At 56.1% G+C, this 16413-nt stretch carries 12 protein-coding genes; 4 read left to right on the top strand and 8 right to left on the bottom strand.

Annotated features, from left to right (window positions below; all coding sequences use genetic code 11):
- Positions 1-4 precede the first annotated feature (4 nt).
- The 5 genes from EP166_RS15905 to EP166_RS15885 all read right to left on the bottom strand — a co-directional run bounded on the left by EP166_RS15905 (position 5) and on the right by EP166_RS15885 (position 4078).
- A complete protein-coding gene (locus EP166_RS15905; RefSeq protein WP_127558902.1) occupies positions 5-232 on the bottom strand; it encodes a DUF2798 domain-containing protein in 228 nt (75 codons plus the stop codon).
- Between the two features lie 57 nt (positions 233-289).
- Positions 290-1681: an ATP-dependent RNA helicase DbpA gene (gene dbpA / locus EP166_RS15900; RefSeq protein ID WP_127558900.1), complete on the bottom strand. Its 1392-nt coding sequence runs from the start codon at positions 1679-1681 to the stop codon at positions 290-292.
- Positions 1682-2128: 447 nt separating this feature from the next.
- Positions 2129-2674, bottom strand: a complete 546-nt coding sequence (locus EP166_RS15895; protein WP_127558898.1) for a YaeQ family protein — start codon at positions 2672-2674, stop codon at positions 2129-2131.
- 168 nt (positions 2675-2842) lie between these two features.
- A complete protein-coding gene (locus tag EP166_RS15890) occupies positions 2843-3103 on the bottom strand; it encodes a hypothetical protein (RefSeq protein WP_127558896.1) in 261 nt (86 codons plus the stop codon).
- Positions 3104-3526: 423 nt separating this feature from the next.
- Positions 3527-4078, bottom strand: coding sequence for a gamma carbonic anhydrase family protein (locus EP166_RS15885; RefSeq protein ID WP_127558894.1), 552 nt, complete (start codon positions 4076-4078; stop codon positions 3527-3529).
- Positions 4079-4143: 65 nt separating this feature from the next.
- Between EP166_RS15885 and EP166_RS15880 the strand changes: the two genes are divergently transcribed.
- Complete coding sequence (locus EP166_RS15880; protein WP_127558892.1) at positions 4144-5673, top strand: Ppx/GppA phosphatase family protein; 1530 nt, start codon at positions 4144-4146, stop codon at positions 5671-5673.
- Positions 5674-5794: 121 nt separating this feature from the next.
- Here the strand turns inward: EP166_RS15880 and EP166_RS15875 are convergent, their stop codons facing one another.
- Positions 5795-6373: a PhnA domain-containing protein gene (locus EP166_RS15875; RefSeq protein WP_127558890.1), complete on the bottom strand. Its 579-nt coding sequence runs from the start codon at positions 6371-6373 to the stop codon at positions 5795-5797.
- 103 nt (positions 6374-6476) lie between these two features.
- Between EP166_RS15875 and EP166_RS15870 the strand changes: the two genes are divergently transcribed.
- Positions 6477-6977: an arsinothricin resistance N-acetyltransferase ArsN1 family B gene (locus tag EP166_RS15870; RefSeq protein ID WP_246026323.1), complete on the top strand. Its 501-nt coding sequence runs from the start codon at positions 6477-6479 to the stop codon at positions 6975-6977.
- Positions 6978-6993: 16 nt separating this feature from the next.
- Here EP166_RS15870 and EP166_RS15865 read toward each other — a convergent pair whose 3' ends face one another.
- Both EP166_RS15865 and EP166_RS15860 read right to left on the bottom strand, forming a co-directional pair.
- Complete coding sequence (locus tag EP166_RS15865) at positions 6994-7389, bottom strand: MAPEG family protein (RefSeq protein WP_127558887.1); 396 nt, start codon at positions 7387-7389, stop codon at positions 6994-6996.
- A gap of 109 nt (positions 7390-7498) precedes the next feature.
- Entirely contained in the window at positions 7499-8359 is an 861-nt protein-coding gene (locus EP166_RS15860) for a DUF3179 domain-containing protein (RefSeq protein WP_220432605.1), read from the bottom strand.
- A gap of 595 nt (positions 8360-8954) precedes the next feature.
- On the opposite strand from EP166_RS15860, the gene EP166_RS15855 reads away from it, so the two are divergent.
- Entirely contained in the window at positions 8955-9854 is a 900-nt protein-coding gene (locus EP166_RS15855; RefSeq protein WP_127558885.1) for a hypothetical protein, read from the top strand.
- Between the two features lie 113 nt (positions 9855-9967).
- Positions 9968-16413 (top strand): DUF6531 domain-containing protein (locus tag EP166_RS15850; RefSeq protein ID WP_342775644.1); only part of this gene is annotated, 6446 nt, incomplete at its 3' end.

Below are 16413 nucleotides of genomic sequence, written 5' to 3'. Positions count from 1 at the left end.
AGACTCAGTCGCGCTGACACAGTGCGACTGACAACCGCATAACGCGCTTTCCGGCAATCAGAATGATGCAAAAGGCGATGGGCCAGGCGACCACATAAGCCTGTGCCCAACGGCCCAGAAAGCCATTGCCGATGCCGGTGTTCAAGGCCGTAATCACCGCCGTCATAATGGTGACCATAAGCACCGACATCAAAAAGGCCTGAATGAGGGGCTGGTAACGCTTCGAGAACATGGTCTGCAACCCTTAAATTAGGTATTTCTAATATTATAGCCGGGTTAACGGTGAAGGTTAACCCGCTTTAATTACCCGTACCCGAAACGACCGGCCCTTGATTCGCCCCCGGCCCAGCTTGTCTAGCGCGCGTTTTTTGGCACCGCGTGCCACGGCGACGTAGGTGCTTTGGTCGTAAACGGAAATTTTCCCAACCTCGGCGCCATCAATGCCTTGCTCGCCGGTCAGCGCACCCAGCACGTCACCGGGGCGGACCTTCTGCTTTTTGCCGCCGTCGATCTGCAGCGTAATCATTGGTGCCGGCTGTGGTCGAAAATGGGCGTGTACGGCAGGCGGCAGCGCTTCGGGTTCGAGCGTGGTATTCAGGTATCCTTCGAGTGCCGCCAGCCGGTGGCCTTCCCGGTCGCTGAACAGAGTGCAAGCAATGCCCTGGCTGCCCGCACGACCGGTACGGCCAATTCGGTGCACGTGCACTTCCGGGTCCAGCGCCATGCGAAAGTTGATCACCGCATCGAGCGCATCGATATCGAGCCCGCGCGCGGCAACATCGGTTGCCACCAATACCGAGACACTCTTGTTGGCAAAGGTCACCAGCGATTCATCGCGCTGGCGCTGATCCAAATCCCCATTCAGGGCGATGGCGCTGTGGCCAGCGGCACTTAAGGCATCGGCAACGTCCAGGGTTTCCGCCCGGGTATTACAGAACACCACCGCACTGGTCGGCTGGTGATGCGCCAGCAGACGCAGCAGAGCGTCGAGCCGGTCGTCATCATTGCCGACCCGGAACAGGCTCTGGGTAATGCTGGAACTGTCGTGCCGGGCTTCGACTTTCACCATGACCGGCTCGACCATGATGTGATCCGCCAGCTGCTTGATCTGATCGGGAAAAGTCGCGCTGAACAACAGCGTTTGCCGCTGTGTCGGAACCGACTCCAGAATCGACTCCAGCACCGGCTGAAACCCCATGTCGAGCATCCGGTCGGCTTCATCGAGCACCAGGGTATTCACGTTTTCAAGCACCAGCGTACCCTTGCGGACATGCTCTTCAATGCGGCCGGGTGTTCCGACAACGATGTGAGCCCCGTGTTCAAGCGACCCGATTTGCGGGCCAAAAGGCATGCCGCCACAGAGCGTGAGTATTTTGATGTTATGAATGCCTCGCGCCAGGGTGCGCAATTCTTTCGCCACCTGATCGGCCAGTTCCCGGGTCGGGCACAGCACCAGTGTCTGAATGCGAAAACGTTTAACATCCAGCTTGTTCAGCACGCCCAAACCAAACGCCGCCGTCTTGCCAGACCCGGTTTTACCCTGCCCGATCACATCTTTCCCGGCCAGAATATCGGGCAGGCTGCTGGCTTGAATCGGCGTCATCTGGTTGTAGTCGAGCGATGCCAGAGTGCTCAGCAGATCAGGGTTTAACGGCAGGGAAGAAAAATCGGTTTGGCTCACAATCAGGTCTCTTGGTCGGCTACCTCGGGTAGCCTGGGGCAAATGGGCGCGCATTGTACGCTTTGTGACCAGTGAGCCCAAGTGGTATTGGATAACCCGTGGTTATTTCGGTAGGGGTTGCTATGTTGCCAGGAGTTCGTGCCAGCTACCGGGTAGGCCTTTCCGGGGTCGTCGTGAATCCATCCATGGAGACTAGACCGCATGATATGAATCCCCTCCATGGGATTCACCCTTCGGGCTCGCTGCGCTCATGCTAAAACGCTCCCGGCGTTTTAGTCCCTGTTGCGGTCTACCCCGGAAAGGCCTACCCGGCAGCTGTCACTTGATCTGGTGCAAACGTTTAACTCAAAGCAACGATATGCTGCAATCTTCTGTAAGCTCGAAGCTCGAAGCTCGAAGCTCGAAGCTCGAAGCTCGAAGCTCGAAGCTCGAAGCTCGAAGCTGCCCTCAACTCCGATCTTTTATTCGAATCGGTGTAATCGTTAGGGACTCATCGTCATTGTTCAGGTAGAGCACGCCTTCGGTGATGCTGCACTGGAACGTCATCGAGCGCTCGAACCAGCCGGTCAGGGCATCCAGGTCTTCTTCTGAGAATTCCCAGATTTCTAGCTCGGGCAGGCGCGCCAGGGCGGCTTTGTTCTGGGCGAGCCAGAGAGGCACGGTGCGGCCGCCGTAGGTGTAGAGCCTCACGGCTTTGGCCTGGGCGCTGGCTTTGCGCAGCCATTTTTCATCTGGCTGACCAAAGGCTACCCAGAGGGTAATGTCGCCGGTTAAATCGCGCTCCGCCAGTTCTGGTTCGCCTTCATCGCTCAGACCTTTGGAGAACGTCAGCGTCTCAGAGGCGTTGAGCATGAATGCCAGCAGTCGCACCATAATGCGGTTCGGGGTTTCGGACGGGTGTTGCGCCAGGCTGAAGGCGTGTTCCTGGTAATAGCCCCGGTCCATATCGGAAATATTCAGCCGCGCTTTCAGCACGGTGGCTTTGAGTGCCATGGTGGTGGTGCTCGTATTGGGTGAGGCGTGGGAGTGTACTGCAGCGGCGTTGGTGAACAAAGTGGTGCATCCCGGGGATGCAAAACCCGGCAGCCTCAATGGCTGCCGGGATACTGCCGGAGAGCGCTGTGTCAGGCCGCCTGCCTGACTTGATCAGCGCTCCCCACCTTAGGCGCTAGGAGGCCCGGCTTTCTGCCCCCCTGGACTTCGCGCCTGTTGCTCCGGCTTCTGCTGTTGCTTTTCCTGACGGATAGCCTGCTTGGGTTCCCTCCAGGTCAGCGGTGCTTCGGACGACTGCTGGCCCAGCCCTATGTCTTTCTGCAAGTGGCTGTTCAGGTGTTCGGCAATATAGCGCTCGGCGCGTTTTTCCTGCAACCAGCGGTTCAACTCACGGCGCTGGTTAATACGGTTCATCAGTTTGGTGATCATGGTCACTCTCCAGTTTTTCTTAATCGCATTGTTGAGATTCAAGCACTGGGAGCTGTGGCAGAAAGTGCGGGATGTTGGTGTTAGGAGGGGTTATTAAAAACACAATCCTTGTTATACAACGAGCCGCAGGTTTCATCCACGGCTCGCAAGGCTTGTGTCCTTAGTCGAATCGTGGGTGCAACAGCACATTACCGGTGACCGCAGGGGTCACAGTACGGGAGGTGCACAGTTGGCGCATAGTTAGAATGGTCTTCATGGCGTGCCTCCGTAGGTTGTTGCCGCGTGGGCAGATTCGAATTAAGGGTTTGCTAATGAAACGTTGCGTTTCATTAGGTGCAAGATTACTCGAACGGTGACACTCGCTCAACCCTAAACTTTCAAGGTCTAAAGAATTCATAAGTCTTATGACTTAACGTCCAGCAATCAGGCGCTGTCGTCACCCAGGCCGTCCGCCAGGTAGTCGTCTTTCAGTTTGGTGTAATTGGCCGCGCTGTATTTAAAGAAGCGTTGCTCTTTGTCGGTCAATGGCCGTACCTGACGCGCCGGTGATCCCATATACACATAGCCCGAGGCCAGCGTTTTGCCGGGCGGTACCAGCGTACCGGCTCCAATCACCACCTGGTCTTCAACCACGGCACCATCCAGTACCGTTGCGCCGATGCCGATTAATACCTCATTGCCAATGGTGCAGCCGTGCAAGCACGCTTGGTGGCCAATGGTGACATCGTTGCCGATGCTCAGTGGCCAGCCATCCGGGTTGAAATCGCTGGCGTGGGTAATGTGCAGTACCGCACCATCCTGAACCGAGGTGCGCGCACCAATACGGATTCGGTGCATGTCGCCGCGCACCACGGCACCGGGCCATACCGAGACGTCATCACCGAGTTCAACATCACCCAGAACCATGGCCCGAACGTCGATAAACACGCGTTGCCCAAAGTGCGGGGTGTGCCCGCGAAAACTGTGAATGGCCATAATGCTTGCTCCCGAGGGTTTCTTTGGTCAGCATTGTGGCAAGAATTTACTCAGGTTGCATCGATATGCTCAAGCTCTCAGATTTCTGGCGGAACCGGGTGGAAGAAATGGCGGCCATCGATTTGGGCTCCAACTCCTTCCACATGATTGTTGCGCGCCTTGAAAAGGGAGAGCTGAAGGTACTCGACCGCATCAAGGAACCGGTGCGGCTGGGCTTTGGCTTGAGTGCCGACGGCAAACTGGATGACCTGTCGCAACGCCGCGCGCTGGAATGCCTGGCCCGTTTTGGTCAGCGCATCAGTCACCTGCCCCCTCATGCCGTTCGCGCAGTAGGCACTCGAACGCTGCGTAAAGCGGCCAACGCCGGGCCCTTTCTGGCCAGGGCCGAAACCGCGCTCGGGCACTCTATTGATGTAGTGTCCGGGGCGGAAGAAGCCCGTTTGATTTACCAGGGCGTCGCCCAGGGGCTCGACGATGAGCTGGACCGTCGTTTAGTGGTCGACATTGGCGGTGGCAGTACCGAGGTGATTGTCGGTGAACAGTTTCAGCCGCTACTGCTCGACAGTCTGGGCATGGGTTGTGTGGCCATCATGCGGGACTTTTTTGACGACGGGCAACTCAGCAAGAAGTCGGTTAAAAAAGCGATCACCTTCTGTTTGCAGAAAATTGAACCGGTACACGATGGTTTTGAACGCATTGGCTGGCAACGGGCCATTGGCTGTTCGGGCAGTATCAAGTCCATCTCTAAAGTGGCCGAAGCCATGACCGGAAACCCAGTCATTACCCGATCGCTCTTGAACGACCTGTGTGATCAGGCTGGCCAGAGCAAAAACGTTGACGACTTTAACCCCAATGGTCTCACGTCCGATCGCAAACCGGTGTTTCTGGGTGGGTTGATTGTGTTGCGCGCTGTGTTCGAAGGCTTGGGGTTGGAAACCATGGAAGCCTCGCCCTGGGCACTGCGCGAAGGCCTGCTTTACGACCTGATTGGCCGCTACGACCATGAAGACGTGCGCAGCCGGGGCGTGCAACACCTGGCTCAGCGCTTTCATACCGACACCGAACAGGCCAAGCGGGTGGCCGATACGGCGTTGCGTTTTTTCAACGACAACCTGGTGGCTTTAGGGCTTGATCAGCCAGAGCCCTGGTCGAATTACTTGCGCTGGGCGGCTCAGGTAGCGGAAGTCGGCCTCGATATTTCGCACAACCAGTTTCACAAACACAGTGGTTACATTGTCGCCAACTGCGACCTGGCTGGCTTCAGCCACGAAGAACAGCAACGGCTCACTTTTCTGGTGCGCCACCACCGTAAAAAACCCGATCTCAACAAACTCACTGAATTGGGCGAAGACGACCAGATCCTGATGCCGATTCTGCTGGTCATTTTCAGGATTGCGACTGTGCTGCACCGCGCTCGAACCGGCAGTACCTCCGACGGCGTTAAGCTGCGCATCGACGGTGAACAGATACTGCTTTCCGCCCGCAGCGACTGGTGGGATAACCACGGTCTCACCCAGGCGGACCTTGAGCAGGAAGCTCAGTATTTGAGTAAGTTGGGGTTTGGGTTGTTGTTGCAGCAGTCGTTGACGGAATAAAAATAAGCTGCGAGCTGCGAGCTGCGAGCTACGAGCTACGAGCTACGAGCTACGAGCTACGAGCTAGGAGCTAGGAGTCTCCGTGGCCGTAATGATCACCGGGCACACTATGACCTTAAGTTCAGGACTTCTTAACAAACTGCGTCAGAATGACGATTTGTTGGCCGTTGACTCGGCCTTCGATGTGCTCTGCATTGTCTGCTACCAGTGAGATACCTCGAACGGCCGTGCCGCGCTTGGCGGTGAAGTTTGCGCCTTTTACGGTTAGGTCTTTGATCAGGGTGACCGTATCGCCCGCAGTGAGTACCACGCCATTGCTGTCCCGGTGAATGACTTTGTCGTCGTCACTGAGGTGGTCTCCGGTGGCTTGTGCCCAGGCGAGGGTATCGTCGTCCAGATACAGCATATCAAGTAAATCTTTTGGCCAGCCCTCGGCGATCAGCCGGTGCAGCAGTCGCCATGCCATGACTTGTACCGATGCCTCCTGGCTCCACATGCTGTCGTTCAGGCAGCGCCAGTGATTGGCGTCCATCTGCTCCGGGTGTTCAATCTGGTTCCGGCACGTGGCGCATACCAACAGGGTGGTATCCAGACTTTCCAGTGTGTTGGGTGGTACGTTGTAAACCGAGAGCGCATCGCTGGCTTTGCACAGCTCGCACTGGCCACCGCTGCGTGTTTCCAGCTGAGATAAGATCGACATCGACGTAGAGGCCCGCAGAAAATGAGCGCGCAGTTTAGCGCATCGTTGGCGTGATACCGAATCCCTGATTAAATGGGCTTAATGATTCAGCAGCGAATGCCCTATGCCAAACGACATCCTGATACGACCCGCCCAACCCGAAGACGCCCTTGCCATCGCTCAGCTCTACAACCCCTATATTCGAGACACCATCATCACCTTTGAAGAAGCCGAGGTTTCCGCCCAGGACATTCAGCAAAGAATGCAATCCGTTAATGACGCCGGGTTATTCTGGCGAGTGGCCGAGCACCAGGGTGAGCTGGCCGGTTACGCCTATGCAACCGCCTGGCGGCCGCGTCATGCTTATCGGTATTCGGTGGAAGTGACCGCTTACGTCAGCCCGGCGCATCAGGGCAAAGGCGTCGGGTCCCAGCTTTATAGTGACCTGCTGCCAGCGCTCAGGGAGCAAGGCATCCACAGCGCCATGGGCGGTATTGCGTTGCCTAACGAGGCCAGCATTGCTCTGCATGAGACATTTGGTTTTAGGAAAGTAGCGCATTTCGAAGCGGTCGGGTTCAAGTTCGACCGCTGGATTGATGTGGGTTACTGGCAATTATTGCTGTAGTTGAGTCGGGAAGCGGTTAGCTTCCATAGAGGGGGGCCAGCATCAAACCAAGGCTGGCAAGATAACCGGCTGCCCAAACCAGACTGCGTACCGTAGCAACGTTGGCCAGATAGAGCCCGATGTAGGCGATGCGCGTGACAATAAACAGCACCGCAAGCACTCCGGCAATCGTCGACCCGGCAGCAAACACCTCTGCCACAATCACCCCGGCCGCAAACATCGGAAACGCCTCTATGGTGTTCTGGTGCGCCGCCAACCCCCGTGCACCGGCACCGGTCAATGATGCCTGCTGCGCCCGCGGGTGCTGGTTATCGTAACCGCCCTGCATTCGAGCCATCGCCCGCATGGCCGGTGCTTTTGAAAGAATGACCAGCAAGGCTGCAATGAACAGGCACCAGAGTGGCAACGACATAACGGACTCCCGAACGAAGTGATGACAGGGGTACGGTCTGCCCGGCGTTTAAGATGAGTCGCGGCCTTAAACAGGTTCATGAACAGCGTGCTCGATTCCGCCAGGTGCATTAGGGCGCGGTAAAGACCTCCGTACCGGGGTGAAAGGTATACCAGGCGAACCAGAATGCCATCAGGCTGGGTAAGGGTTCGCCTTGCCACTCAATACTGGCGCTGCGATGGGCTTCGTCCCAGATGACGGTAAAGGGTTGGCCCCCCACTACGTCGTCAAAGCGGTCGTTCCCGGCTTGCGACAATTCCTCGTAAGGGTAAGCCTTGTGCTCGCCATTAAAACTGACGCCCATCACCCATTCCTTTGCATGCCAGGGCCCGGGCGCCTGGTTGGAGACCGGGAACAGCGTTGTGGGTGATTGCTCATAGCCTGCATAGGGGTCGCGCAAATAGTCACGGCGGAAGCCGGTATCCCGGCTGAGTACCAGAGTGCCGGGGTGTTCTTCCCGCCAGGCTTGCCAGGTGGTGTGCTTTACCGGCAACACTGTCAGTTGTTGCCCCATCGCCTGCCCGGAGACGGCGGTCGAGAGAATTTGCGACCAGAGACTTTCGGTTTCGCGGTCATACAACAGTACATCACTCTCATACAGCAAACCGGAAACACCGAAGGAAAGCGCCTGGCCATCTACCTCGGCATCGAACACCATGCCGGTGTTGCACAGCGGACAAAACGTGACCACTACCGGCTGCCCGGCCACCACATCGTTGACGATCTCGTGCCAGTTCAGAATGGCCACCGGGTAAGCCCGCGCCTCGCCATTGATGCTTAACCCCAGTACCCGGCTGGTAGGCTCCAGCCAGTTGGCCTCATCAGCTTCATCGAACCTTGGGTTATCGATCGCGGGAATACCATCGCGCGGCGGTCCCCCCCTGACGAATCTTTCCAACGGGTACCGAGGCGCCGGAGACATCAAATCCATTCAGGGGTTCAGCTTGGGCCGGTACCAGGGTGAGAAACATCAGTAAGACAAGCAGACTATTGATGGCTTTAACGAACATGGTCAGCTCTTTGCGTCGGGTGTTTGGGTGAATAGTCGGGCCGGGTGGCAAAACCTTACCTGGTTTGATGGCCTGCAACGCCGAATTTTGCTCTACATGCCGATTCGTAGCTGGAGGAACCCGTCGATAGCGGGGCCGCTGGGTGTCCAAGTGAACATGTCCTACGATTTTCAAGCCATGCAAAAACCTGAATTTGCGATGGGCAGTGTATCGTCAAATAATCGTCGTTTTTTGTTTTTACAAAACTACATGATTTCTTATGTAAGAAGCCTTTAGCGCATCAAGTAATTACTGTTTTGTCGAATATTGGCGAAAAGTCGTTAAATACTGCTAATGATCAATAAATACCCATTAATGCTCGATTATCCAGGGAGATGTTGGTGACAATTTATTGTCATTCTTGAGAATGCCAAATAATAATACCCATAATTAAATAAGCAGTCTTGTTTGCCCTGTTGATAATAGTTACATACTCTGCCTTGAAGTATGTCAGTAAACCGTAAGGAGTTTCGGTTAATGAATATCGATAGATGGATTGCCCAAGGCTTAGCACTTTTCTCGCTCATTATATTGCAAGGCTGTGGTCCAAGTGGTGGTGGCTCAAATGAAGCCCCCAGGGTTCTGGATGTGCAAACCCTTGTGCACACCTATAGCGATCATGAAGCTGAAAGTGATATGACGATGAAGGCTTTTTTTCACGTAGACGACGAGAATGGCATCGATGATATCGACTTCGCTCGTGTAACCTTTCCTGATGGTACCAACTACACCTTGCAGGCTTATAACAGGCTGTTTGAACGTAATGGTGAATACTACATGCGCGGCTTTTTTTACATGCCTTCAACCGGGAGTGCCGGAGAAAAGTTGTTTGCGATGCACGGCTACAAAGTGGAAGTGGTGGATAAGCTAGGTGCCTCAAACACCCAAATATTTTCCGTAACAGAAGAAGGCGGCAACGTCCCGTCGTCCAACACCCGAATCGTACATCCCGATGATTACACTCTAGGTATGTCGAATGCGTACTCTGCATTAAAGGAACCCATCATCCACGACGTCACGGTGTTTAGTGACGGCGTTCAGATAGATGCAGATATCACCGACAGCCGGGCCGGAGAACTGCAATTCTATTTCTCCGACTCCGAAGGTGAGTGGTTTACCAACATTCTTATAAAAGACACAACCCGGTTAACGATCCCGGGAAGATGCACCTATACGATCACACCTGCAGACGTGACGATAGAAGAAGGGTATAGCTTCTCAGATACCGCAGAAGTTTATGTATCCACTTATGATCCGGGAACTCAGGAAGTGGGGCCCTTCACCGGTTGGAGTTACCTAGCGAGCTCCACCAGTACAGTTTCCATCAATCAGGATGCGGGCACAGTACCGAATGATAATTGCGGTGATGGTATTTAAGAACCATTCACTGATTGACTTTATATGAAACTAGCGACTAGCTGAGTTAGCCAATAATTTAACTAAAGTAAACACGAGCCAGCTGTTTGCGGAATAAGGACAAGGGAAACGATATGATGGGATTCTGGGTGTGCGGATCTTTGTTGTCAGAAGTTCGATTTATTCGAAGGGTTGGTAAACTTCTAATTGCATCTACTTTGACGATCTTAGTAGCCTGCGCACCTAACAATTCGTCTGATATCAGTGTTGATGAGTTACTCTCCAATTACGATGATCACTTTAGTCGAGTAGAAAGCCTTTATAGAGTTAATGATTCATCAGGTATTGTAGATGAGTACTCTGAACTTTACGCTATTGGCCAGAGTTTACAGAGCAGTAATTACCAATGGTCACTAGGGGATGGTCGAGTCCTAAATCATCTTAAGTTACTCCATTATTACCTAGAGAGTTTTACAGCTGAGAAAATAAGCAGCGAAGACTTAGAAAAGTTCGAAGAATACCTACTTTCTGAGCATGCCCGATTAGCAAGCTCGAGCAAAACTATTAGAAGTTTTAACAACTACATCTCTCGTAACAATAGTGATTCTGCGGAAGTTGAATTTGTATCACCTCCACAGATTCAGCCGAGAAATCCAGATACGCCCGATGACCCAGGCTGCCCAAATCGGGTTTGTCCGGACCCGGACCCCGATGAAGACGATGACTCATGCGACTCCACCTGCAGAGCAGAGGAAACGGTAGATGAGTTAGAGCAAGAATTTGGGGTTCTGTCACCGCAAGCTACTGAAGTTGTTCAAACCGCCATCGCTGCAGCCACCGCTAATGGTGAAGAAATAACCGAATCCCTGCTCGATCAGATAAAAGACAAAGCCAGGAACATCGAACAAGGCAAAGCCTGCGGTGCCTGCAGTGATGACCCCGTAGAACTACCAACAGGCAATAAGGTCACTAACGCGGATGATGGCGCCCTTCCCTTGTTGAGTCTGAAGCGAAGTCACCGCATCAGCCAGCAAAGCGCCTGGTCGCTGGGAGCGGGTTGGCACCTGAGCTTCGATAGCCGCATTATTCTCGGGGTCGAACCACCTGCGCTGAATGATGACATTGTATTGCAAACGGTGGCGGTTGGCGGGCTGCAAGCGGCCCTGGAGGAAGTCGATTCCATCATTGGAATCTTTGAAGACTATAAAGGTAGCGCTGGTTACACCCATTCGTTAGTCGATGCCAAGCTGGATGTGATTCTTGCCGAGCTGAGCGCGGAACGAGCGCAGATCATCCAAAACCCTGAACAAGCTTCCGATATTCTGGTCGCTGCACGTCAGAAGCTGGTTGAGCTCCAAAGCTTGAAAGCCCGGTCGGATGTTCGCAAGGCAGCCAATCAGTTTGTTGTAGACCCGGCTAACCCCGCAGAAGCCATTCTTGGTGTCGATGTCATTAAATGGGTGGCCCCTAGTGGCAGCCGGGTCTCATTCAACGACCCTGAGTCCGGTGGCATCACGCCTATTGGTGGGCATCTGAATCGGTTGCACCGCATTGACGGTGGCTATCGTGTGGAAACACCAGACAACCGACGCTACTTCTTCAACAATGAAGGTCTGCTGATCCGGGTAGAGGATACCCAGGGCAACCATCTCACCATTGAGCGCAGCGGTAACCAGGCGCGGGCACTGGCAGACCAATATGGTCGTCGGTGGTCGCTGCAATACAACAGTGATGGACAACTAGAAACCATCACCGACCCGGAAAACCGAACTCTGACTTATGGCTACGATTCACAACAACGGCTCACTCGCGTAACCGGGTTCGATGGTTCAGTAAACCGCTACGAATATGATTACGCCGCCAACCCTCTGGTCATTACTGCCAAATTCGACGGCGAAGGCAACGAGGCGCACTATCAGTTCGCCCAACAAAGCCAGGAAACCGTGATCACGCATCAGTTCGATGAAGACGGTTACCACTGGAGCTATCAATACGACCGCGACAATCAAGTATCAGTACTGACCAATCGCAACGGACTAACAGTCACCAACCGCTATAACGACGATTACAAATTCACCGAGAAAGTCTATGGCGCGTCCGGTGAATTTGGTTCGGAGCAATTCGATTACGATGCCGAGGGCAACCTGAGCTACCGGTACAACGAACTCAGTGAAGTCACCAGTTTTACTCACAATGCGCGTGGCCAGGTGCAATCGGTAACCGATGGTGAGGGCCGGACCACACACTATACGCGCGACCAGGCCGGTCGCATTCTTTCGGAAACTGACCCGGCTGGTAACACAACACATTACCGTCGCGATGCCAATGGCCAGATCGATCGAATCGAATTCCCGGACGGCACGATCATCAACGAAAAATGGCTGAATGGCTTGTTGCATGAACGTATCGATCAGGACGGCAACATCACCCGCTGGGCCTACGACGACAACGGCTTTGCCGAACGCATCGACTATTTCGGAACCGTCATCGGTGATGACGACGATGCCTTCCGCTTAATGACGCACGACGCCGTTGGCCGGGTACAATCGCTCACCGAAGGCGGCATTAACACCCCCGAGGCCGACTGGCGCACTACTCAGTATTTTTATTATGACGCGGCCACCGCGCGCGACCTCGACCACCCGGTACGCATCATCGATCCGGACGGGCGTGAAGCCCTGTACCGCTACGATGGCAACAACCAGGTCACCTACCACCGTGATTTCTCCGGCGTGGAAACTCACTATCAGTACACGCCCCGGCGCCAGGTAGAAACCAAAACCATCGTCATGCCGAACCCGCAAGATGCGAATGACCACATTGAATACAGCTACCACTACCAATACGACGCCGAAGGCAACCTGGAACGGGCCGAGCACCCGGGCGATGTTGTCTGGTTCTACGAATACGATGACCGCAACCGCCTGGAACGTTCCGGCATCGAAGGCACCGAGGTGGTTCGTACCCTCACCTACGACCTCGCTGGCCGCATCAAAACCGAAGACGACAACGCCGGTGGCCTGGTTGAGTATTGGTATTACGCCGACGGCCAGGTAGAGAGCCAGATCAATCCGCTGGGCAATGTCGAAACCTACTATTACGACGCCCGTGGAGACCTCGACCAGGTTCAGGATGCCACGCGCAACGCCATTACCCGGGATTACCAGCGGGATGCCCTGGGCCGGGTAACCGCCGTGACCGATGGCGAAGGCCATATCCAGAGTCTCCAGCTCAATGGCCGGGGCTTAACCGAGCTCACTTACATGCCCAACAACCCGGGCCAGACCCGTCTGGCGCGGCAGTACGACTGGCGTGGCAAGGTTGTGATAGAGCAGGACATTACCGGCGGTGAGCGCCAGTACCGGTACAACGACTTTGGCGAATTGATACAAGCCATCGACGCCGAAGGCGGCGTAGTCGACCACGAATACGACGCCCTGGGCCGCAAGACCAAAACCATAGACGCCGCTGGCAAAGTCACCCTCTGGGAGTACGACCAGCAAGCCAACCGCCTGGTCGTCACCCAAACAGAAACCGACCCGAGCTTCACCCAAGTGCGCAGCGCCCGCACCCGCACCAGCGAAAGAGTCTACGACCTGATGGGCCGCCTGGTCGCCTTTACCGACGCCGAACATCAACAGTGGCACTTTGAGTTCAACCAGCAAGGCTTGCTGACCGTAACCCGCAACCCGGATGGCAGCCAAATCATCAACGACTACAACGCCGCCGGCCAACTGGTCAGTGAAACCACACGGGCCGCACCCGGCGACGGCGAGCCCGACCGCGTCACCCGGTACACCCGAGATGCCAAAGGCCGCGTATTGACGCGCCAGGCACCGCATTACCCGGCCAGCGTGGTCGATCAGTATGACTACAATGGCCTCGGCCAACCGGTGACCATCAGCCAGGCCGGCCTGATGTCGGTTACCCACCAATACGATGCGGCCGGTCGTAAGACGGTAACCTATTACCCCGAGAACTTGAGCGAGCAGTGGGAGCACGACGCCAACGACAACATCACGGCCTATACCGATCGTGATGGGTATCGCTGGGAATACCGCTACAACGCCGATAATAACCTTACCTGGGCATTCGACCCCATCGCCGTTGCGCAAGGCCTGGCCTACGCCGGTGGGCAGGGCACCCAATCGCACTACGATGACCTTGGCCGCCCCATAGGCAGCACCGACCCGCTCGGCAACCGGCAATCTTTCGTGCTGGATAGCGAGGGGCGCATCATTCAGCAGCTTGATGCCTACGGCAACGCCATCGTCACCGAGCGGGACCTGGCCGGTCGGCCAACCGCGATCACCGATCGCAATGGCGCCACCACCGGCTACCGGTACAATGCCTTCGGCGACCTCGAAGCCGTTACCGATGCCCTGGGCAACACCACCTACACCACTTACGACCGGCTGGGGCGTGCTATCCAGAGTACCGATGCGCTTGGAAACCGGGTGGAGCAGACTTACAACCACCGTGCTCAGCTGACGTCGGTTACCGACCCGGCGGGCCGAACCACAGAGCAGTATTACAACAGCTTTGGCAACCTGACCGCCGTTGCCCGCCCCGGCCCGCAAGGCGCCATTACCAGCCGTTACGACTGGCGTGCCGATAACCGCCTGGTACAAACAACACTCGCCGTCGAGAGCGCACCGGGCGCTACCCAGCATTACGAGTACGACGCGCTGGGCCGCATGACCGGCACCACCAACGAACTTGGGCACCAATGGCGCTACCAATACAGCCAGGCCGGCCGTGTGACCCAGGTTAGCCAACCGGAAGCTGGCACAGACATCCATTACGGCTACAACGGCCGGGGCATGGTGACCGAGCGGCGATATACCGACGCCGGCGGACAACCGCAAACGGACCGTTTGTCCTACGATGGTGCTCGACGCCTGGCCAGCATTGCCAACCCGGCACTGACTGAGAGCTATGCATACGATGCGGCCGGCCGGAAAACGCAGGTTAACAATCAGACGTTGAACCAGCAGTTCGAGCTTGCCTACGACGCCAACGGTAAGCCCCTATCGCAGCAGGTCGCCCAAGATACCAAGGTTCACTACGAGCGTGACGAACAAGGCCGGATCATACGGATCGAGCGAGTTACCGCAGACGGTGACCCCCTTGTGTTTGAACTGGAGCGGGATGCGTTTGGCCGGGTCGTGCAGATGGATTACCCGAACAACAGCCGGCGCCGGGTGAGTTACGACGAACTGGGCCGCATTAACGCCATTGTGGTTGAACAGCAGGGCTTGGGTTGGGGGCATCACTGGAAAGATTGGACCAACCCCTGGGGGAACGGCAAAGGTTGGTTGTGGGACAAAGGCCACTGGAACCAGCACCCCTGGGATGGCAACCAATCCAACAGTCAGGGTGGCTGGCGCGATGATGAAGACCGCGAAAATGAATGGCGCAGTCGTCGCAATGGCCCCTGGTCGGACAGCAAACATTGGTCCTGGCGCCGTCACGGCGATCACCACACACAATGGACCGCCGTGGAGACCTTTGAGTACCGGTACGACATGGCGGGCAATTTGATTGAATCTGAACGCAATGGCCAGCGCGCCCGCTTTGCCTATGACAGCCTGAACCGTCTGGTCGACGCCGATTACCCGGGTTGGGATGACATAGGCTACCGCTGGGACGACCGCGCCAACCTGGTGCAGAAAACAACCCGCCACCACCGGTACAACTACCAGTATGACCCTGCCAACCAACTGCTTTCCTTCGAATCCCAACGGATGGTGGGCTTTGGGTGCCGTAACTGGTTCGACTGGTACCGCTGCAGCAATAACGAAGACTGGCGCGATGGTCGCCAGGGCTGGGGTTGGGGCAGTAACCACAGCGACCACAGCTGGGGCCACGATGACCGCTGGGACAGCGACTACCAGTATGAATACGACCGCAACGGCTACCCAACCGAACTGAGCAGCCGCAGCCAGACCCAAACCTTCGAACACGATGCGCTGGGCCGCATGGTGGCCGTTAACAACCCCAATGGCCACTGGGTAGACTACGCCTACGACAGCCGGGACCGGCGGGTACTAACCCGTCAGGGCGACGGCTGGCGCCCGGAGGAAACGGATAATCAGGGTGAGCAGGGCATTAGCCACAACGGCAATAACGGTCGGGGCGGCTGGGGCGGTTGGCGCCATGGCCGACGTGATGTGCACCCCTGGTGGGACAAATACCCCCATGAAACCGAACCCCTGGTGCTGCAAAGCCACTACCTGGACCGCCAGGAGCAAGGCCAGTGGCGCCAGCGTAGCGACGCAGCCGACGGTGAATCCGACTGGGCGGACTACCGTTCATTGACCGGGTTACCGATGGAAGAAGAAGGTCTGCCCTACAGCCAGATCCTGCATCAGCACCTGGCCGAGCCCTATCGCTGGGAGCTCAAAGCCGGCGGCATGCGCGGTACCGACCCCCGCCACCTGTTCCTCTACGGCAATCACCAGGGCAGTACCGTTCAAGTGCGGGATGGCGATGGCAGAGGCGCTTTGCGCCTGGACTACAGCCCCTTCGGCCAGGTCTTCCTGAAACACAGCGACCGGCACCACTGGTCCCCGGCCGA

The organism is Saccharospirillum alexandrii (genome assembly GCF_004000275.1).
In the GTDB taxonomy this organism is placed as follows: Bacteria; Pseudomonadota; Gammaproteobacteria; order Pseudomonadales; family Natronospirillaceae; genus Saccharospirillum; species Saccharospirillum alexandrii.
The sequence above is the reverse complement of the archived record's forward strand: the minus strand, read 5'-3'. Positions and strand labels throughout refer to the sequence as shown.